The organism is Methylocystis sp. Uni0008, assembly GCF_056838045.1.
Map to the genome: position 1 here is coordinate 3,665,205 of NZ_CM166370.1, position 18,482 is coordinate 3,683,686.

Consider the following 18,482-nt stretch of genomic DNA (forward strand, 5'->3'; position numbering starts at 1 on the left):
TGATCATGGCGTATAAGGTCGCGGTCGTCGGCGCTACGGGCAACGTAGGCCGCGAGATGCTCGATATTCTCGCCGAGCGCCGCTTCCCGGTTTCGGAAGTCGTTGCGCTCGCGTCGTCGCGCTCGATTGGCACGGAGGTCTCCTTCGGCGACCGGACGCTCAAGTGCAAGGCGCTCGATTCCTACGATTTCTCCGATGTCGACATCTGCCTCATGTCGGCGGGCGGCTCGGTCGCGAAGGAATGGGCGCCCAGGATCGGCGCGCAGGGCTGCGTCGTGATCGATAATTCGTCGGCCTGGCGCATGGATCCCGACGTGCCGCTGGTCGTGCCGGAAGTGAACGCCGCCGCCGCCGCGGGATTCTCCAAGAAGAACATCATCGCCAATCCCAACTGCTCGACGGCGCAGCTCGTCGTGGCGCTGAAGCCCCTGCACGACGCGGCGACGATCAAGCGCGTCGTCGTCTCGACCTATCAGTCGGTCTCCGGCGCGGGCAAGGAAGGCATGGACGAACTCTTTGCGCAGACGCGCTCGGTGTTCGTCTCCGATCCCGTCGACGCGAAGAAATTTCCCAAGCGCATCGCCTTCAATCTCATTCCGCACATCGACGTCTTCATGGAGGACGGCTTCACCAAGGAAGAGTGGAAGATGGTGGCGGAGACGAAGAAGATCCTGGATCCCAAGATCAAGCTCGTCGCCACCTGCGTGCGCGTGCCGGTCTTCATCGGCCATTCGGAAGCGGTGAACATCGAGTTCGAAAAGCCGATCTCGGCGGATGAGGCGCGCGACATTCTGCGCTCGGCGCCAGGCGTGCTCGTCATCGACAAGCGTGAAGCGGGCGGCTACATCACGCCGCATGAAGCGGCGGGCGAAGACGCGACCTATGTCTCGCGCATCCGCGAAGACCCGACCGTCGATAACGGTCTCGTGCTGTGGTGCGTTTCCGACAATTTGCGTAAGGGCGCGGCGCTCAACGCCATCCAGATCGCCGAAACGCTGCTGAACCGCAAGCTCATCACGCCGAAGAAGAAGGCGGCGTAGCTCCCGGACGCGATCACTGGGCCGAATTCGGTTGAATGGAGGGTGTGCGCGCCCGCTTCACTCGCGCGCGACCGTCATGAGCGACGGGCGACTACTTCGCGATCTTGAACAGCGCGGCGTCCGGAACTTTCGCCTGGTCGATGTTGAAGATGGAGATCAGCGTCTCGTAGCCCTGAGGGTCCTTCACCTGCCACTGCTTCAGTTTGAAGGTCTTGGGATCGAAGATCAGGCGCACATGCGAGGTGCCGCCGAAGGTCGCCTTGTCCTCGATGAAGATGGTGACGCCTGAATCGTCGATCCTCACATCCTCGAGGGTGACGTCCTTCTCGAGGTCGATCTTGTCCTTCATCAGGAATTTGAGCGGCGTCTGGGTTATGAAATACAGGTCCTGCGTGCCGAGCTTGCGGTCGCGGACAGCGACCTGCGCGCCATCGGCGACGACCTCCATGGTCGCCGGCTCGGCGTATTCGAAACGGACGCGTCCGGCGCGCTGGACGTGAAGCCTGCCTTCGGAACGCTTTCCGTCGCCCCCGATCTGCACGAAATCCGCCGTCATCACCGGAGATGCGTTGAAAAAAGCGTTGGCGCGCTTGACCGCCTCGGCGCGGCTCAGCGGCTTCTCCGGCTCCGGCGCGGGCGGAGGCGTGATCGTGGCGGCCGCCGAAGCGGGACCGGTCGCCTGAGCGGGCTTTGCGGCTTTCTTGCCGGCTGATGCGGGTTCGGTAGGCTTGGCGTCGCCTGGCTGCGCCGCGGGCTTGGCCTCGGCGGCTTTTTCGGCAGGGGTCCTCACCTCAGCCTGGGTCGTCTTCGCGTCGTTTGCCGGCTTCGCCTCCGCGGTCTTGTTTTCGGCGGAGGGCTGAGCGCTTCCCTGTGACGGCCGAGCGGCGCGCGCGATAGTTGCGGCGTCTGCCGGGAAGGCGAACGAAAGCGCGGCGATCAGTGCGGCGGCGGAGGCATATTTCACGGCGAGTTCCGATTCGAGAAAGCTTCTCGCCGTCTTCCTAGCATAAGTTGGCGGAAATGGGGGCGAAGCTTACTCCGCCGCCTCAATGTCGAAGGCCCCCCGATCGATGCCGCCGCCGACCAGAATTTCGCGTTTTCCCGCGTGGTTAGGGGCGGAGACGACGCCTTCCTGCTCCATGCGTTCGACGAGCGAGGCGGCCTTGTTGTAGCCGACCGACAGACGGCGCTGGATGTAGCTCGTCGAGCACTTCTTGTCGCGCAGCACGATGTTGACGGCGCGGTCGTAAAGGTCGCCGCCTTCCTCCGCGTCCATCGAGCCGGGCAGGGGCGCTTCGCCATCTTCGCCAACGTCGTCTTCGGAAGTGATGGCGTCGAGATATTGCGGCGCGCCCTGCGTCTTCACATGGGCGACGATGTCCTCGACCTCGCGGTCAGAGACGAAGGGGCCATGCACGCGCGAGATGCGGCCGCCGCCCGCCATGTAAAGCATGTCGCCCTGGCCGAGCAGCTGTTCGGCGCCTTGTTCTCCAAGGATCGTGCGGCTGTCGATCTTCGATGTCACCTGGAAGGAGATGCGGGTCGGGAAATTCGCCTTGATCGTGCCGGTGATGACATCGACGGAGGGGCGCTGCGTCGCCATGATCAGATGAATGCCGGCGGCGCGCGCCATTTGCGCGAGCCTTTGAATCGCGCCTTCGATGTCCTTGCCGGCGACGAGCATCAGATCCGCCATCTCGTCGACGATGACGACGATATAGGGCAGCGTCGAGAGCGACATCTCCTCATGTTCGAAGACCGCTTCGCCTGTCTCGCGGTCGAAGCCGGTCTGCACGGTGCGGGTGATCGTCTCGCCTTTCGCCTGCGCGTCGCCGACGCGCGCGTTGTAGCCGTCGATGTTGCGCACCCCGAGCTTCGACATTTTCTTGTAGCGGTCCTCCATCTCGCGCACCGCCCATTTGAGCGCGACGACCGCTTTTTTTGGGTCGGTGACGACGGGCGTCAGCAGATGGGGGATGTTGTCGTAGACGGAGAGCTCCAGCATCTTCGGATCGACCATGATGAGCCGGCACTCTTCGGGCTTCAAGCGATAGAGCAGCGACAGGATCATGGTGTTGATAGCGACCGACTTGCCGGAGCCGGTGGTGCCGGCGACCAGAAGATGCGGCATCCGGGCGAGATCGACGATCACCGGCTCGCCGCCGATCGTCTTGCCGAGCGCGATCGCCAGCTTGTGATTGGAGCGGGCGAAGTCCTCGCAGGCGATGAGTTCGCGCAGATAGACCATCTCGCGGCGTTGGTTCGGCAGCTCGATGCCGATGGCGTTGCGTCCCGGAACGACGGCGACGCGCGCGGAGACGGCGGACATCGAGCGCGCGATGTCGTCGGCGAGGCCGATGACGCGCGAGCTTTTGATGCCGGGCGCCGGCTCAAGCTCATAGAGCGTGACGACGGGCCCCGGCCGCACGTTGATGATGTCGCCCTTGACTGAAAAGTCCTCGAGCACGCCTTCGAGCAGACGCGCATTCTGCTCGAGCGCGTCTTGCGACAGTTTTACGCCGCTTGCCTGCTTCTTCGGCTCGGCGAGGAGCGCGAGGGAGGGCGCCTCGTAGCGCGCGTTCAAACTGGGCTGCGCCGCGGCCCGCGCGGGCGTGCGCGTTCGCCGTGGCGCGGGCGCCGCCACACGCGGCTCTTCTTGAGGCTCGTCGAGATTGCGGGCGCGCGGCGGCGCGAACTCCGGATAGAGATCCAGCTCGTCGAAGGTCGGCTCGACGCGCGGATAGCGCGGCGGCGGCGGCCTGTCCGCTGTCTTCGCGCGCCGTTTGAGCCCTGCGGCCGCGCGCAGCGCCCAGGCCTTGCAGGCCAGTCCGAAATGGATGAGCGCGCCGAGCGAAATGATCGCCATGCCGGGCTCGCCGCCGGCGTCGTCGTCATCGTCGGCGCCGGGACGGATATGCGCGTCATCTTCCGCGGATCGGCTGCGCATGTCGGCTTCCGATTCGAAGCCAAGTCCGGCGGCGCCGGTTACCGCCAGGATGGCGACGAGAGCGGCGCCGGCGCCAAAGAGCGCCATCAGAACGCCGGAGCCGGCGAAGATCGTGCGCGGGACGGACAGAATCGCGTCGCCGGCGACGCCGCCGAGTCCGGTGGGCAGCGGCCAGCGATCCGTCGCGGGCAGAAGCGACGCGGTGGCGGCGGTCGCGAAAACGCCGACGATCCACAGGCCGACGCGCAGCATCGCGCGGCCGATCCGCCGGCGCTTCATCAGACGCAATCCCTGCGTCGCGATCGGCACGATGGCGGCGATGGCGCCGAAGCCGACAAGCTGCATCAGCAGATCGGAGACGATCGCGCCCGGCGCGCCGAGCAGATTTCGGACATTGCCCGACGTCGCGTGGTTGAGCGAGGGATCTCGCGCCGACCAGCTGACGAGCGACAATGTCAGCGCGGCGGCGCTCACGACCAGGGCGGCGCCCAGGATCTCCGCCAGCCGTCGCGCCGCGAACTCGCGAAGCTGCTCGGTGAAATGACCCGTTACATGGCTGCGCATGTGAGGAGGAGCCCCGCTTGATCGCAACGCCGCCGACGGCGCGCGGATGCGGGGCAGCGTAAAAAACCTCGGTTAAGGCGCGCTTAACCCTGGTTTTCCGCGTCTTTGCCGTCGGTCGCGAGGATCTGATTGAGCTCGGCGCCATAAATGAAGATCGCGGCCAGCATCTGCAGGAAGACGATGGCGATCACGATCGAGGCGAGACCGGCGTAGGTCGAAACATAGCTTCCGGCGAATCTCGCGAGATAGGCGCCAAAGCCGGCGCCGAGCGCCAGCGACGCGATCAGCGTCAGCACGATGCCAGGGCCGATGAATTTGAGACTGCGCTGCTCCGCAGGCAGGAATCGATGCGCCGCGACGAGCGCGGCGGCGAGGAGGGCGGTGGTGACGCCATAGCGCACCGGCGCGTAGAGCGGCTGAAGATCTTCGACGAGCGCGGGGACGTATCGCGCTGCGATGGCCCGCGCGAGCGGCCCCAGAACAAGCAGAATGGCGACGGCGAGCAGCGCCGCCGCGCCGAGAAAGACGTAGAGGATCGATTCAAGGCGCGTCAGCCACCAGGGGCGCCTGTCCTTGACGTCATAGGCGCGGTTGAGGGCGACGCGCAGCGCCTCCACCCCGGTAGAGGCGAAGTATATGGCGAAGACCGCGCCCAGGGTGAGCAGCCCGCCGCGCGGCTGCGTCAGCACATTGCTGATTTCTCCCGCGATCGGCCCGGCCACGCTCGGCGGCCATGTATCGAAAAGCAATTCTCTCGCGGCGGCGGCTTCCCGCCCCAGGCCAAAAAAGCCGGCGAGCGCCGTCAGAAAAATCAGGAACGGAAACAGCGAGGTCAGGATGGCGAGCGCGATATAGCTTGTGACCGCCCAGCCGTCGTCGCGGTCGAACTTGAGATAGGCGTCGTAAAGTATTCGAAGAAATTTAGGCATGCCCACCCATGATAGCGTGCTGTCGCCGAATAGCGATGCCGAAAGGGAGAGAATCCGGTCATGAAGATTACGCCTGCAATGCGTCTCGCCGCGATCAGCGCAGCCTTTCTAGCGTCTTCACAATGGTCGAGCCTGGCGCTGGCGAGGGACTGCAGCCTTCTCAATACGCAAACGGAGATGAACAATTGCGAGGGCGAAAATTTCAAAGCGGCCGACGCCGAGCTGAACGCCGCCTACGCCAAATTGCTCAACAAGATCAGCCCGACAGGGCGGCAGAAACTGCAGCAAGCGCAAAGAGCATGGATCGGATATCGGGACGCGCAGTGCGCATTCGATACGATGGGAACGTCCGGCGGGAGCATCCACGGCATGATGCTGTCGCAATGTCTCTCGGACTTGACCGCGCAGCAGACGAAACGACTGCAGCATCAGCTGAATTGCCCGGAAGGGGACGTCTCCTGCGGCGGCCAGTAGCGCGACCGGCTGCGATAGAAGCTGCGCTATCTCAGCTTAGCGTCCAAAAAGCTGATGATCTGACGAATGACGCCTGCTCTCCGCTCATCCGTCAGCCCCTCGCAGAGGTGGCCGCCGTCGTGCGTGACGACTCGCACGTCGACGCCTGCCGCCATTAGTCTTTTTTGCAGTTTGGCGCATTGCGACGGCGGCGTGAGCCGATCCTTCTGGCCGCAGATCAGCAGCATCGGCGATGCGTTTCGATCCACTTTGTAGAGGGGAGACGCCTCGCGCAGCAGCCTGGCGCGGTCGGCGCGATCGGCGCCCCTGAAGAGATTTTTCCAGAGCGTATCGCGCACTTTCGGGTTGAGCGTGCTGATATCGGCGATGCCTGAGTCAGACACGACGCATTGCACATCCGGATTCTCAGCCGACAGTCGATGTTCTCCGGTCGTGGCGCCGAGGCGTATCGCCAGCGAGCCGCCGGCGGAAAAGCCGAGCGCGCAGAGGCGTTGCGGATCGAGGCCGATCGGGCCTGCGTGATCTTTGAGCCAGCGTGTCGCGCGCTGCGCGTCCGATAATTGCGCGGGCCATCCGGCGTCGGGCGCGAGCCTGTAGCCGACGCTCGCCGCGATGAAGCCCTTCGACGCGAGTTCACGACACAGGTGATCGAGGCTGGACTTGTCTCCGCCCGAGAAGCCGCCGCCGTGGAACAGCAGCACGCCGGGGCGAGGCGCCGACGACGTCGAGTCGGCGCACAAATTCAGCCGTTGTCTGGGAAGCGGGCCATAGGCGAATTCTTGCAGCGTGGCCGGCTGCGCATCAGAGCAAAGCCCGGCGACGGCGAAGGCCAGAATAGCGACAGCGACCTTGCTGGCGAAGCCGAACCGTCTGCCAAACGCTGAATTCAATGACGTCACATGCTGGGAGATAGACTGAATTTCAGCCTTGGCAATCTTGGCCACGCGCGTACAGCGGAGTCGACCGCTGCGCGGCTTTGCTATTCCCGCTGGAAATGCTCGTAGACGAGCCGCGCGGTCGCCTTGTTGACGCCGGGCACTTTTTCGAGGTCCGACAGCGCGGCCCTCGCCACCGCCTTCGCCGAGCCGAAGGCTAGTAGGAGCGCGCGTTTGCGCGCCGGGCCGACGCCGGCGATCTCATCGAGCGGATTCTTGGTGAATTCCTTCTTGCGCCGCGCGCGATGCGTGCCGATCGCGAAACGATGCGCTTCGTCGCGCAGCCGCTGCACGAAATAGAGCGCCGGATCATGCGGCGGCAGCCGAAACGGCTCGCGCCCTTCAACGAAAAATGTTTCGCGTCCGGCGTTGCGATCCGCGCCTTTGGCGATTGACGCGACCGCGACGCCCTCGACTCCAAGCTCGCGCATGACATCGCGCGCGACCTCGAATTGGCCACGTCCGCCGTCGATCAGAATGAGGTCGGGCCTTGAGGGAAAGGCGTCGCAGTCCTGCTCCGAGTCCCCATTCTTGGCGAGCCGCGCGAAGCGACGCGTCAGCACTTCACGCATCATGCCGAAGTCGTCGCCCGGCGTAATGTCCGCGTTTCGTATGTTGAAGGTGCGGTAGTGGGCCTTCATGAATCCCGCGGCGCCGGCGACGATCATGGCGCCGATCGCCTGCGCGCCGCCGATGTGGGAATTGTCGTAAACCTCGATGCGTCGCGGCGCCGAGGCGAGGCCGAACGCCTGACCGAGCGCCGCGAGCAGGCGCTGCTGGCTGGCGTCCTCGGCGAGCTTGCGGCCAAGCGCTTGCCGCGCATTCTGGAGCGCGTGCTCGACAAGCTCGCGCTTCTCGCCGCGTTGCGGCGCGAGCACTTCGACGCGGCGGCCGAGCCGCGCGGTCAACGCCTCCTCCAGAAGCGCGCTGTCCTCGATCGTATGCGAGAGGAACACGCAGCGCGCCGAAGGATGCTCCTGATAGAACTGCGCGAGAAAGGCGTCGAGCACCTCCGACTCCGACAGCGTCGCGTCGGCGCGCGGGAAATAAGAGCGATTGCCCCAGTTCTGAAAAGCGCGAAAGAAGAACGCCTCGATGCAGAAGCGCCCGGCTTCCTTGGCGATGGCGAAGACGTCGGCTTCTTCGACGCTGCGCGGATTGATCCCCTGCGCGCCCTGTACGGCGGAGAGCGCCGAGATGCGGTCGCGCAGCCGCGCCGCGCGCTCGAACTCCAGCCGCTCGGAGGCTTCGGTCATCTCTCGCGCGAGCTGTTCGCGCACGGCGCGGCTCTTGCCGGAGAGAAAATCGCGCGCCTCGCGCACGAGTTCGGCGTAATCCTCCACCGAGATTTCGCCGGTGCAGGGGCCCGAGCAGCGCTTGATCTGAAAGAGCAGGCACGGGCGCGTGCGATTGTCGAAAAAGCTTTGCGAGCAGGAGCGCAGGAGAAAGGCGCGCTCGAGAGCGTTGAGCGCGCGATTGACCGCCCAGACGCTGGCGAAGGGGCCGAAATAGTCCCCTTTGCGCACACGCGCGCCGCGGTGCTTTAGGATCTGCGGCGCTTCATGGTCCTTGGCGATCAAAATATAGGGAAAGGATTTGTCGTCGCGCATCAGCACGTTGAAGCGCGGCTTCAACTGCTTGATGAGATTGGCCTCGAGAAGCAGCGCGTCGGTCTCGGTCTCGACCGAAATGAACACCATCGAGGCGGTCGCCGAGATCATCCGCGCGATACGGTTCACGTGGCCTGCGAGACGCGTATAGCTGGCGACGCGTTTGCGCACGTTCCTCGCCTTGCCGACGTAGAGCACCTCGCCGTTGTCGGCGATCATGCGATAGACGCCGGGGCCATTCGGCGCGTGCCGCCAATGTTTCTTGATGACGTCGACGCCGCGCTTGACGCTTTCGGGCGTCTGGGGCGCCTCGGCGCCCTCATCGCAAGGCTCCGCCTCCCCCTCGGAAGCGGCGTCGGCCGCCTCGAAGGCGTCGTCCTCTTCAGGCGGAAGATCGCGGGGATTTGCTGGCTGGGCGGTCATTTAACTAGATCTATTCGCGGCCGAACCCGATGGAAAGCGTCATCGACGGCTAGGGGCCCCAAGCAAAGAGCTGTGTAGAACTTTGATCCTATGGGCGTATCCTCGAACCACCGACTTGCGCTCCCCTGACCGTCTGGCCAGAGTCCGGCAAAGCTTGGGCTGCGACACCTGGGGGCGGAATGCAGGCTGCGAGGATCACCGTTGGCGCGGTCCTGTTTCCGGCGCTGGCGCTCGGGCTGGCGGCGGTTTTTCTGTTCGGCGAGAATTGGCTCTCGCAGCTTCCGGCCTCCATCGACTTCGTTCCGGCGACTCTCGCGGCGATCGTGTTGATTGGCGCGGTCTTTGCCGCCCTGCAGCATGCTGAAATCCTCGGCGCCAGGACGGGCGAACCATACGGGACGCTGGTGCTCACCATCGCCGTAACCGTCATCGAGATTGCGATCATGGCGTCGATGGTCGAATTTGGGGACGAGGATCCGACGGAGGCGCGCGAGGCGGTGTTCTCCGCGATCATGATCGTCTGCAACGGGCTTGTCGGCCTCTGCCTGCTGCTCGGCGGTTTCCGTCACCACGAGCAGGAACTGCAGCCGATGGCGACGAGCGCCTATCTCGCCATCCTGATCGCTCTTTCCATTCTCACGCTCATCCTGCCTGACTACACGACGTCGAGCTATGGACCGACTCTGTCGACAACTCAGCTCATTTTCGTCAGCGTCCTGTCGGCGCTGCTCTATGGCGCCTTTCTCTTCATCCAGACGGTGCGGCATCGATCCTATTTCATCGACGCGCATGTCGCCGCCACCGGCCTTGGCGAAGCGAGGCCGACGCGCGAGGCGACGATATTGGGCGCCGTGGGGTTGGGGGCGAGTCTGCTTGGCGTCTCGCTTCTCGCGGAGAGAGTCGTTCCTGGTCTTGAAGATGCGCTTCGCTGGCTGGGGATCGATGACGTCAACAGAGTGACCGGCGCGGCGGTGGCCATGCTGGTTCTGCTTCCCGAGTCCTTGAACTCCATAAAAGCGGCGACGCGCAACGCGCTCCAGACGAGCATCAATGGCGCGCTCGGCTCTGTCGTCGCGACGATCGGGCTCACGGTTCCGGCGGTGGCGCTCCTGAGCGTGGCGACGGACCGTGACATTGTCTTTGGTCTCGAGAAGCGCGACACCGTATTGCTGCTGCTCACTTTGCTGCTCAGCGTCGTGAGCTTCGGCGCGGGCCGAACCAATCTCCTGACCGGTCTCGTGCATCTCGTCGTCTTTACGACATATATTTTTCTGTTGTTCGTGCCCTAACCATCTCCCCGAAGAAAGCCAATGAGCGACAACCTGATCTTCTACCACGCGCCGCGCACGCGCGCCTCGGGCGTTCTGACCCTGCTCGAGGAACTCGACACGCCCTACGAGCTGCGCGTGTTGAACTTTCAGCTCGGCGAACAACGCAAGCCCGAATATCTCGCCGTCAATCCGCTCGGCAAAGTGCCGGCGATCGTGCACAACGGCGCGCTCGTGACCGAGCTCGGGGCGATCTTCATCTATCTTGCCGACGCATTTCCGCGAAAAGGTCTCGCGCCGCCGATCGGCGACGCCTTGCGCGGACCTTATCTGCGCTGGCTCGTCTTCTACGGATCAGCGTTCGAACCTGCGGTCGTTGACCGTTCCATGAACCGCGCGCCGGCGCCGGCGAGCAGAAGTCCTTATGGCGATTTCGACGACGTCATGGCGCTGATCAACGCGCAATTGACGGAAGGGCCGTATCTCTTCGGCGAGCGCTTCACCGCCGCCGACATTCTCTGGGGCGCCGCGTTGCGCTGGACAGTCGGCTTCGGACTCGTGCCGGAAACTCCGCAGATCTCCGCCTATGTCGAGCGCGTCACCAAGCGGCCGTGCTTTGCGCGCGTCGCGCAGACGGATGAAGAGCTGCTCAAGATTCACGAAGCGGCGGCGAAAGCGAAAAGCGGCTGAATAGCGGGCTTGGCGGCGCCTCGTTCGAGCAGGGACAGAGGCGACAAAGAACGTTGACTATTTTCGGGTTCCTGAAGCGCCGCGGATGACACTGCGCCTCACCAATCGATCGGCGCTTGCCCGTGGGCGACCAGATAGTCGTTCGCCTTGGAGAAATGCTTGCAGCCGAAAAAGCCATTGCTCGCGGAAAGCGGCGAGGGATGCGCGCATTCGAGCACGAGATGTTTGCGCCGGTCGATCCCTGCGCCCTTGCGCCGCGCGTAGGCGCCCCACAGCATGAAGACGACGCCTTCGCGTTCGCGCGACAGCGCATGGATGGCGGCGTCGGTGAATTGCTCCCAGCCCTTGTTCTGGTGGGAGCCGGCGGCGTTCTCGCGTACGGTGAGCGTGGCGTTCAAGAGCAGCACGCCCTGTCGCGCCCAACGCGTCAGATCGGGGTCGCGCGAGACCGGATGGCCGAGATCGGCTTCGATTTCCTTGAAGATGTTCTGAAGCGATGGGGGCGGCGGCGTGCTGGGCCCGACGGCGAAGCAAAGGCCACAGGCCTGGCCGGCGCCGTGATAAGGGTCTTGCCCGAGAATGACGATTTTGACGTGGTCGAACGGACATTCGTCGAAGGCGCGAAAAATCTGCGACGCTGGCGGATAGATCCGGCGCGCCGCATATTCGCCGCGGACAAAATCGCGCAACTGCTGAAAGTAAGGCTGCTCGAATTCGCGCGTGAGATGCTTGCGCCAGCTTTCCTCTATACGGACGGGTTTGGTCATTGAGGGAAGATCGTGACTGTCGACAGGACCCCCGCAGGCGCTCGCTTGGGGGATGAATTCAGCATGCGATATAATGACAGGAAACTGGCGTTGGTGAAATGGACGTGCGGTCTGTTGCTGACTGAGGGGCGGTCCATGGCGCATGAAGGTTCCCGACACGAGTCGCTGATTGCCGGCGCAGTCTGGCTGGCGTTGATATTCGGCGCGCTCCTTGCCGCGCCGTATGTCGTCGGCTACGGAATCGCCTTTGGCGGATATGTTCCTTATGGAGTCGTCTGTAACACGAAGGATGATCTGTTTTCTGGACGAATCGATCCCGATAACTACGCGACTTTTCTCATGAACCGGGGATGCGACTACCATGCGGAGATCAGGCGCATCCTTGCGAGCGACCCGGAGTTCAGGAACGTCGATGCAAACAAAGTCGTAGGCATCATCAGAAACGGCGCCGCATCCGATCATGCCGCTCAGGAGATATTGGTGGCGGAGGTCGCAAAAGGCGTCAGCAGGACCTTCAGGGCTCCTGAAACTGAGGGTTCCTGCGGGACAGGCAGAGGGGCTGAATACTGCGCGCTGAGCCGCTTCTGGGGCGACGACATTATCTCTCGTTTTTTCGAAAGCGTTTCCGGGCTCTACCTGGCGTATTTTCTGCCAAGCATGTCCGAGTCGATTTTTGATGGCGTAGAATTGCTCGTCCGCTTCAGCCGGTTGGGGACAGCTTTCGGCGCCGTGTTGTTTATCGCATATGCGCTCGTCATCGGGGTCGTCAGCGGAGCGGCGATCCGGACCATCGGCTCGATCATGAAAAGCTAGCTTTGGCGGTCGTCAATGTCGCGCGCATGCCGTCCGCAGCAATTTAATCCTGCAGCGGCCCCCAGGCGGGATCGCTCGCATAGCTGGGCGTCGGCACCAGCGTTTCCGAGCGGCCGAAGACGTCGACCATGTGGATCTTCGGTCCGCCGCCGCCGCCGGAGTCGCGGAAGAACATCAGAAAGAGGCCGTTCGGCGCCCAGGTCGGCCCCTCATTGTGGAAGCCTTCGGTGAGAATGCGCTCGCCGGAGCCGTCGGTCTTCATCACGCCAATGGAGAAATTGCCGCCGTTCTGCTTGGTGAAGGCGATGTAGTCGCCCTTGGGCGACCAGACAGGCGTCGAATAGCGGCCGCCGCCAAAGGAGATGCGTCTCGCTTCGCCGCCATGCGCGCCCATGACGTAGATCTGCTGCGAGCCGCCGCGATCGCTCTCGAAGACGATGCGCGAACCATCCGGCGCGTAGGAAGGCGCCGTGTCGATGGCGGCGGTGTCAGTCAGACGCGTCGTGGTGCGCGAGCGCAAATCCATCGTGTAGAGATTGGTCGTCGAGCCTTGCGACAGCGACATGATGATCTTCTGCCCATCCGGCGAAAATCGCGGCGAGAACGTCATGCCGGGAAAATTGCCGACGACCTCGCGCTGGCTGTTCTCGATGTTCATCAAGAGAACTTTCGGATCGCCGTCGACGCCGAAGGACATGTAGGTGACATCGAGCGAATTGGGCGAAAATCGCGGCGTGACGACGAGCTCGTCGCCGCGCGTCAGATAGCGCACGTTTGCGCCGTCCTGATCCATCATCGCGAGGCGTTTGCGGCGCCTGTCCTTGGAGCCGGTCTCGTCGACGAAGACGATGCGCGTGTCGAAAAAGCCTTTCTCGCCGGTGATGCGGGAGAAGACGGCGTCGGACAGGAGATGCGCGACGCGGCGCATATTGGCGGCCTCGGTCACATATTGCTGGCCGGCGACCTGCTCGCCCGTGGTCACGTCGAAGAGGCGGAACTCGGTCTTGAGTCGGCCGTCGCCGGCGCGTTGCGAACGGCCGGTGAGGACGAATTGCGCGTTCACCGCCTTGAAGGCGGCAAGATAGGGCGCCGCGTCCGGCGGCGCGGCGTTCGCGGGCAGCGCGCCGGGGTCGATCGGGTTCAGGAACACCGATCGTTTGAAATTATTGAGCGTAACCGACGTCACGGTGCGCGCCGCGTCATCGCCGACAAAGGGCGCGACGGCGATATTGATCGGCTGAAATCCGCCGCCCTTGAGGTCGATGATGCGTCCGGCGCGCGCCAGAGTAGCGGGAAGCAAAGGGGCGAAGGCGGCTCCGGCGATGAGGCCGGCGGCGGCGCGGCGGGTGATGCGGCGTGTCATGGGCGAAATCTTTCCAGCATCGGCGTGAAGAAAGCGTATCCCTTCACGGCGATGGACGAAGTTGCCGGGGCAGGCGCTTTGACCCCCTCCCTGTCCCTCCCCCGCATCGCTTCGCTCGCGGGAGAGGGGACGCTAACGATCGGCGTGCGCGTCGAGTTGATGAAGCGCGGAATTTTCTCCCTCTCCCTCGAGAGCGGGGGAGGGTTGGGGAGGGGGCGAAGGCAGTTATTCACTAATTCGCATCCTGGAAGCGGATCGTGACGTCGTGCAGCGCTTCTTCGTAATAGGGCATGAATTCGGGCGGAATGCGCATCGGGCTGCAGCGGCGCACCGCCTGCATCGCCTGTTCGCCGCGCGCATGTTCGGTCGGGCTCGCCGAGGCGTTCAGCAGTTTCGGCCGGCCCTCCAATTCGCCTTCTCGCGAGAGATGGAACTCCACGATCGGCGTGTAGGTCTGTACGCCAAGCGACAAACCTGACGCCCAGCAGGGATAATAGTGATCGTGGATGTAGGCGGCGATGCGGGCCTCCATCGACGCCGACATTTTTTCGGCCGCTCCCGTTGGCGCGCCGGCGGCTGCGGCCTGAATCGCTCTGCCTGTCGCAGCCTTGCGCTGGGGGGCTTCGCGGCTCAGCAGTTTCGAGATGCTGGCGGCGTCGAACTTAGACTTCGGCGCGCTCTCGTCGCCCGACTTCGGCTTCGCCTCCTTTACCGCCTTTTCGGCCAGTTCGCCTAAGGCGTCGGGCTTGGGCTTCTCCTGCTGCTTCTTGCTGTCGAGGAGCTTCGCGACCTCGTCGATCTTGAGCCTCTCCTTCGGCTTCTCCGTCTCGGCCGCTTCCTTGGCCGTGTTGTCCGGCTTGGGCCGGGTCGGCGGCTTCGGCTTCACGACTTCGGCCTCGTCCGGCTCTTTCTCGGGCTCCTTCTTTTCCGGCTGCGGCGCTGCGGCCTTGGGCTTGGCGACCGGCTTCGGCTCTGGCTGTTTCTCGACCGGCTTGGGCGGCTCGGGCTTGGGCGGCAGCGCGGCGACGCGCTTTGGCGGCGTCGGCGGCGTATCGTCGGCGCTTGGCTGCGGCAGCGGCCGGGCGGCCGGCGGCGGCGTGGCGATGTCCTTCTTGGCTTCGGCGAGCGGCGGCTCGGGCTTGGTCTCGGCTTGCGGCGCGACCTTGTCGACGCGCGGCGTCGGCTTGACCTCGCGCGCGGTCTTCTCGCCCTTCATGATCTGATTGAGTTCGCTGTCGGTGACGAGGTCGACGGGAACCATCTCGACCGCGTCATCGAATTTCGAGTCGGCGAACAGGACGAGCGCCGCCAGAAGCAATCCCACGTGGATCGCCGTGGAGAGAGGAAAACCGGGTTCGGAGCGCGAAATTTTCATTTCCGCTCAGCTCACTTCTTCTCCTGCTCCGTCACCAGCGCGACCTTCTTGTAGCCGGCGCTCGTGACGAGCGACATCACCTCCGCGACGCGGCCATAGTTCACCGCCTTCGAGCCGCGGACATAGATGCGTTCGTCGAATCCCTGCTTGGCCGATTCTTTCAGCCTGTCGAGCAGCTGCGTCACCTCGACGGGTTGATCCATCAGGAACACCTGTCCCTTCTCGTCGATGGCGATCGAAACCGGCTTCTGATCGATGTTGAGCGCGCCGGCCTTGGTTTGCGGAAGATCGACGGCGACGCCGGTGGCGAGCAGCGGCGCGGCCACCATGAAGATGATGAGCAGCACCAGCATGACGTCGATGAACGGCGTCATATTGATTTCGGCCATGGCGCCGTAGCGCGGCACGCCGCGCCGGCGCCTGCCGCCCTTGCGTCCGGGAGCCGAGAGGGAAGCGCCCATGTCCGCTCCTTACGCCGCGCGGTCGCGGTTCGAGGACGCCGCGTGCTGGTCGATCTGCCGCGACAGGATCGCCGAGAACTCGTCGGCGAAGCTTTCCATCCGCGCCTGCGCCCGGGCGACGTCGCCCTGCATCTTGTTGTAGGCGATGAGCGCGGGAATCGCGGCGAAAAGGCCGATCGCGGTGGCGAGCAGCGCTTCGGCGATGCCGGGCGCGACGACCGCGAGCGAAGTGTTCTTCGAGGCGGCGATCGAGCGGAACGACGTCATGATGCCCCAGACCGTGCCGAACAGGCCGACGAAGGGGCCGGCCGACGCTACGGTGGCGAGCACGAGCAGATTGGATTCAAGCTTCTCCACCTCGCGCGCGATGGAGACGTCGAGCACCTTCTCGATGCGCGCCTGCAGGCCCATGAAGGAGGCGCTGGCGCCCGCCTGGAAGGAGCGCTTCCATTCGCGCATCGCGGCGACGAAAAGCGTCGCCATGCCCGTTTGCGGCCGCTCCGAAAGCTTGCTGTAGAGCTCCTCGAGCGAATTGCCCGACCAGAAGCTTTCCTCGAAGCGGTCCATGGAGCGGCGCATGCGCGAAAACAGCAGCGTCTTGTCGATGATGATCGCCCAGCACCACACCGAGGCGGCGAGCAACCCGACCATGACGATCTTGACGACGATATGCGCGCCCCAGAACATGCTCCAGATCGTGATGTCGGCGGCGGGAGCGGCGAGAGGACTCGCGGCGATCTCGGCTGGATTCATGATTTGTCCTTGAGTCGGCAGGCGCTCTGCGGCGGCCTTCGCTGCGGCGCCCGGTCTATCGCCCGCAATTTCGCCATTTGTGGGGCCCGGTGCGCCGCACAACAAACCATAGCGAGGATGCGTTAACAAGCCGTAAGGGTTAAGCAAAGCTTGGAGGAACTGAGCCGCCGGGGTTATGCGGTCGGACTCCTGACGTTTTTTTACCGGATTCGGGTGATGCGCATTGCGGCTTTTGACGGCCGGCCATTCTGCCGGCGCGAGGATATCTGCAATATTCTTCAGGCGCTTATCACGCCTGCAGCGTTTTTTCTGCCTTATTTTCTGTCGCTCTCCATCGTCGAGCTATCCGCCTATCTGCTCGCCCTCGTCGCCCTGAACGGCTCGGCCAACTACCTGCTGCATCTGCACGTCCATTATCCCTTCACCACTTCGCGCTCGTTTAATCTTCTGCTTGATCTCATGCTCGGCGCCGCGACCGGGATCACGGCCTCGAACTGGCGCATCCAGCATGTCTACGGCCATCATTGCGGCCGCGAGAGGAGATTTCGCGCGCATGATTTTGACATGAGCGTCGCTTTCTCGGGCCGCCGCGCTCTAGAGTTTTGCTGGCGCTCGATGTGGCCGACGGTCGGGGGACCATTTCGTGAAGCCTATGAACAGGGCTTCGTTAAGAACATCAGAACGCCGATCGATTACCGCTGGGCCTTCATCGAGCAGTGCCTCTATCTCGCGCTGATCGGCGCGTTATTGGCGTGGCGGCCGTGGCTCACGCTCGGCTTCCTTCTGCCGTGGCATTTCGCCGTGTTCTTTTTCACGCGCTATGTCGATTTTCTCAATCACTGCGGATGCAAGGAGTCGTCCGTAAATCCTTTCCTCATCGCCAACAACACGACGCACGCCGCTTTCAACCGCCGAAGCGGAAATCTTGGATTTCACACCGCGCATCACCTTTATCCGAGCGCGCATTGGAGCGACCTGCCGAGACTGCATCGCGCCATCGAAAAGAATATTCCGCCGCATCTGGTGACGAGCGTCAGCTGGTCGTTCCTGCATTTTCCGCTGCATGCGCTGCGCGGAGTTTCATAGCGCAGGGCTCACTCATTGAGCCGGTAAATCCACCAGCCCTTGTGCTGATAGACGAGCGAAAGCTGCGTCAAGGGCGAGGGCAGGGAGGTCGAGAACGGCAACAGCCGCGCGATGAGCCTGTCGCCGTCGCTCTTGCGCTGAAAATAATGCAGCCGCGTCGCGCCGCCCGTCGGTTCGACCGCGTAACCGCCCTCGATCTTCTCGTCGCGCAGCCATTGCTGCGCGGATTTGATAAGGCCGTGCGATACGCCGGTCGCGGCGAAATCCTTATAGGCGATCGAGAGCTTTTGCGGCCTCACGGCGGCGAGCCGCCAGACGTCGGAGATGCGCACGGCGACATAGGCCGGCTTGCCGTCGGCAAGCTTTTTCAGAGTTTCGCTCGCTCGCGTCTCGTCGGACTCGAGCAGGGCGTCGATAAAGCGCGTGAAGACGTCAACCGAGGCGGCGGGCGCCCCGGCGCCCCAGCGCGCGCGTTCCGGCGCCGCCGCGGCCGACCAGGCGGCGGGCACGAGAAGTCCGCGCGCCTGAGCGTCGTCGAGCGGCGCGGCGCGCTCAGCTATCAGCCGAATTGCGCGGGAAAAATCCCACCAGGCGAGCACGACGGCGTCCTGCGGCGTGTGTTCGCGAATCGCGGCGAGAACCTTCGCCGCATCGTCCGCCGAAACGTCAGAGAAAAGGATCGGCTCCGTCACCTGATTGCGCCAGACGAGCGGCGTCAGCCGTCCGCCGTCCGCGCTTGCGATGACGCCTTCCGCGACGGGCTTGCGCTCGTCCTTCGCCGACACCTCGATCTTCTGAAGCCGATCCGCCTTGAGCCCGAAGGCCGCGACCTCCTTCGCCGCGTCTGGCGTGATCGACGCAAGCCGCGTGTCAAACGGCGCGGCTGAATTGAGCCCGGCGTAAATCGCCCAGCCGAGCAGGGCGAAGCCAAACGGGATGAGAGCGACGCCGGCGACAAGCCGGATGCGAGGAGTCATGCGCGTC

The 18,482-nt window shown here is 63.9% G+C and carries 17 protein-coding genes; 6 read left to right on the plus strand and 11 right to left on the minus strand.

The annotated features are described in order from the left end of the window. Positions 1-5 precede the first annotated feature (5 nt). Positions 6-1,040 carry an aspartate-semialdehyde dehydrogenase gene (locus AC0X69_RS18180; RefSeq protein ID WP_482609488.1) on the plus strand — a complete coding sequence of 345 codons (1,035 nt, stop codon included), beginning with the start codon at positions 6-8 and terminating at the stop codon, positions 1,038-1,040. Positions 1,041-1,131: 91 nt separating this feature from the next. On the opposite strand, the gene AC0X69_RS18185 is transcribed toward AC0X69_RS18180, so the two are convergent. The 3 genes from AC0X69_RS18185 to AC0X69_RS18195 form a co-directional block, all read right to left on the minus strand. Next, a complete protein-coding gene (locus AC0X69_RS18185; protein WP_482609490.1) occupies positions 1,132-2,004 on the minus strand; it encodes an outer-membrane lipoprotein carrier protein LolA in 873 nt (290 codons plus the stop codon). Between the two features lie 69 nt (positions 2,005-2,073). Continuing rightward, entirely contained in the window at positions 2,074-4,551 is a 2,478-nt protein-coding gene (locus AC0X69_RS18190) for a DNA translocase FtsK (protein WP_482609492.1), read from the minus strand. A gap of 83 nt (positions 4,552-4,634) precedes the next feature. Beyond that, positions 4,635-5,480 (minus strand): YihY/virulence factor BrkB family protein, encoded by an 846-nt coding sequence (locus AC0X69_RS18195; RefSeq protein ID WP_482609494.1) that lies wholly within the window; start codon positions 5,478-5,480, stop codon positions 4,635-4,637. A 60-nt stretch (positions 5,481-5,540) separates the two neighbouring features. On the opposite strand from AC0X69_RS18195, the gene AC0X69_RS18200 reads away from it, so the two are divergent. Continuing rightward, entirely contained in the window at positions 5,541-5,954 is a 414-nt protein-coding gene (locus AC0X69_RS18200; RefSeq protein WP_482609496.1) for a lysozyme inhibitor LprI family protein, read from the plus strand. Positions 5,955-5,980: 26 nt separating this feature from the next. Here the strand turns inward: AC0X69_RS18200 and AC0X69_RS18205 are convergent, their stop codons facing one another. Together AC0X69_RS18205 and uvrC are read right to left on the minus strand one after the other, a co-directional pair. Continuing rightward, a complete protein-coding gene (locus AC0X69_RS18205; RefSeq protein ID WP_482609498.1) occupies positions 5,981-6,898 on the minus strand; it encodes an alpha/beta hydrolase in 918 nt (305 codons plus the stop codon). A 35-nt stretch (positions 6,899-6,933) separates the two neighbouring features. Beyond that, positions 6,934-8,922 carry an excinuclease ABC subunit UvrC gene (gene uvrC, locus AC0X69_RS18210; protein ID WP_482609500.1) on the minus strand — a complete coding sequence of 663 codons (1,989 nt, stop codon included), beginning with the start codon at positions 8,920-8,922 and terminating at the stop codon, positions 6,934-6,936. A 179-nt stretch (positions 8,923-9,101) separates the two neighbouring features. On the opposite strand from uvrC, the gene AC0X69_RS18215 reads away from it, so the two are divergent. Together AC0X69_RS18215 and AC0X69_RS18220 are read left to right on the plus strand one after the other, a co-directional pair. Next, a complete protein-coding gene (locus AC0X69_RS18215; RefSeq protein ID WP_482609502.1) occupies positions 9,102-10,211 on the plus strand; it encodes a calcium:cation antiporter in 1,110 nt (369 codons plus the stop codon). Between the two features lie 21 nt (positions 10,212-10,232). Beyond that, positions 10,233-10,880, plus strand: coding sequence for a glutathione S-transferase family protein (locus tag AC0X69_RS18220; RefSeq protein ID WP_482609504.1), 648 nt, complete (start codon positions 10,233-10,235; stop codon positions 10,878-10,880). A gap of 98 nt (positions 10,881-10,978) precedes the next feature. Here the strand turns inward: AC0X69_RS18220 and ung are convergent, their stop codons facing one another. Next, positions 10,979-11,647 carry a uracil-DNA glycosylase gene (gene ung / locus AC0X69_RS18225; RefSeq protein WP_482609506.1) on the minus strand — a complete coding sequence of 223 codons (669 nt, stop codon included), beginning with the start codon at positions 11,645-11,647 and terminating at the stop codon, positions 10,979-10,981. A gap of 135 nt (positions 11,648-11,782) precedes the next feature. Here ung and AC0X69_RS18230 point away from each other — a divergent pair, with 135 nt between their 5' ends. Next, complete coding sequence (locus tag AC0X69_RS18230; RefSeq protein ID WP_482609508.1) at positions 11,783-12,460, plus strand: hypothetical protein; 678 nt, start codon at positions 11,783-11,785, stop codon at positions 12,458-12,460. Positions 12,461-12,503: 43 nt separating this feature from the next. Here the strand turns inward: AC0X69_RS18230 and tolB are convergent, their stop codons facing one another. The 4 genes from tolB to tolQ form a co-directional block, all read right to left on the minus strand. Beyond that, a complete protein-coding gene (gene tolB, locus AC0X69_RS18235; RefSeq protein WP_482609510.1) occupies positions 12,504-13,823 on the minus strand; it encodes a Tol-Pal system beta propeller repeat protein TolB in 1,320 nt (439 codons plus the stop codon). Positions 13,824-14,055: 232 nt separating this feature from the next. After that, the gene (tolA, locus tag AC0X69_RS18240; protein WP_482609512.1) at positions 14,056-15,198 is read right to left on the minus strand and encodes a cell envelope integrity protein TolA; all 1,143 of its coding nucleotides are present in this window, start codon (positions 15,196-15,198) and stop codon (positions 14,056-14,058) included. Positions 15,199-15,209: 11 nt separating this feature from the next. After that, on the minus strand, positions 15,210-15,659 hold the full coding sequence (locus AC0X69_RS18245; protein ID WP_482609514.1) for an ExbD/TolR family protein: 450 nt from the start codon (positions 15,657-15,659) through the stop codon (positions 15,210-15,212). A 9-nt stretch (positions 15,660-15,668) separates the two neighbouring features. After that, positions 15,669-16,412 (minus strand): protein TolQ, encoded by a 744-nt coding sequence (tolQ, locus tag AC0X69_RS18250; protein WP_482609516.1) that lies wholly within the window; start codon positions 16,410-16,412, stop codon positions 15,669-15,671. A 216-nt stretch (positions 16,413-16,628) separates the two neighbouring features. On the opposite strand from tolQ, the gene AC0X69_RS18255 reads away from it, so the two are divergent. Further along, positions 16,629-17,498, plus strand: coding sequence for a fatty acid desaturase family protein (locus AC0X69_RS18255; RefSeq protein WP_482609518.1), 870 nt, complete (start codon positions 16,629-16,631; stop codon positions 17,496-17,498). An 8-nt stretch (positions 17,499-17,506) separates the two neighbouring features. Here the strand turns inward: AC0X69_RS18255 and haoB are convergent, their stop codons facing one another. After that, positions 17,507-18,475 (minus strand): hydroxylamine oxidation protein HaoB, encoded by a 969-nt coding sequence (gene haoB / locus AC0X69_RS18260; RefSeq protein ID WP_482609520.1) that lies wholly within the window; start codon positions 18,473-18,475, stop codon positions 17,507-17,509. Positions 18,476-18,482: the final 7 nt, after the last annotated feature.

Coding starts and splice junctions, on each gene's coding strand:
- tolQ (WP_482609516.1), bottom strand. CDS start 16,412: ATGAATCCAGCCGAGATCGCCGCGAGTCCTCTCGCCGCTCCCGCCGCC.
- AC0X69_RS18200 (WP_482609496.1), top strand. CDS start 5,541: ATGAAGATTACGCCTGCAATGCGTCTCGCCGCGATCAGCGCAGCCTTT.
- AC0X69_RS18245 (WP_482609514.1), bottom strand. CDS start 15,659: ATGGGCGCTTCCCTCTCGGCTCCCGGACGCAAGGGCGGCAGGCGCCGG.
- AC0X69_RS18255 (WP_482609518.1), top strand. CDS start 16,629: ATGCGCATTGCGGCTTTTGACGGCCGGCCATTCTGCCGGCGCGAGGAT.
- ung (WP_482609506.1), bottom strand. CDS start 11,647: ATGACCAAACCCGTCCGTATAGAGGAAAGCTGGCGCAAGCATCTCACG.
- tolA (WP_482609512.1), bottom strand. CDS start 15,198: ATGAAAATTTCGCGCTCCGAACCCGGTTTTCCTCTCTCCACGGCGATC.
- AC0X69_RS18230 (WP_482609508.1), top strand. CDS start 11,783: ATGGCGCATGAAGGTTCCCGACACGAGTCGCTGATTGCCGGCGCAGTC.
- AC0X69_RS18195 (WP_482609494.1), bottom strand. CDS start 5,480: ATGCCTAAATTTCTTCGAATACTTTACGACGCCTATCTCAAGTTCGAC.
- AC0X69_RS18180 (WP_482609488.1), top strand. CDS start 6: ATGGCGTATAAGGTCGCGGTCGTCGGCGCTACGGGCAACGTAGGCCGC.
- AC0X69_RS18190 (WP_482609492.1), bottom strand. CDS start 4,551: ATGCGCAGCCATGTAACGGGTCATTTCACCGAGCAGCTTCGCGAGTTC.
- tolB (WP_482609510.1), bottom strand. CDS start 13,823: ATGACACGCCGCATCACCCGCCGCGCCGCCGCCGGCCTCATCGCCGGA.
- uvrC (WP_482609500.1), bottom strand. CDS start 8,922: ATGACCGCCCAGCCAGCAAATCCCCGCGATCTTCCGCCTGAAGAGGAC.
- AC0X69_RS18220 (WP_482609504.1), top strand. CDS start 10,233: ATGAGCGACAACCTGATCTTCTACCACGCGCCGCGCACGCGCGCCTCG.
- haoB (WP_482609520.1), bottom strand. CDS start 18,475: ATGACTCCTCGCATCCGGCTTGTCGCCGGCGTCGCTCTCATCCCGTTT.
- AC0X69_RS18215 (WP_482609502.1), top strand. CDS start 9,102: ATGCAGGCTGCGAGGATCACCGTTGGCGCGGTCCTGTTTCCGGCGCTG.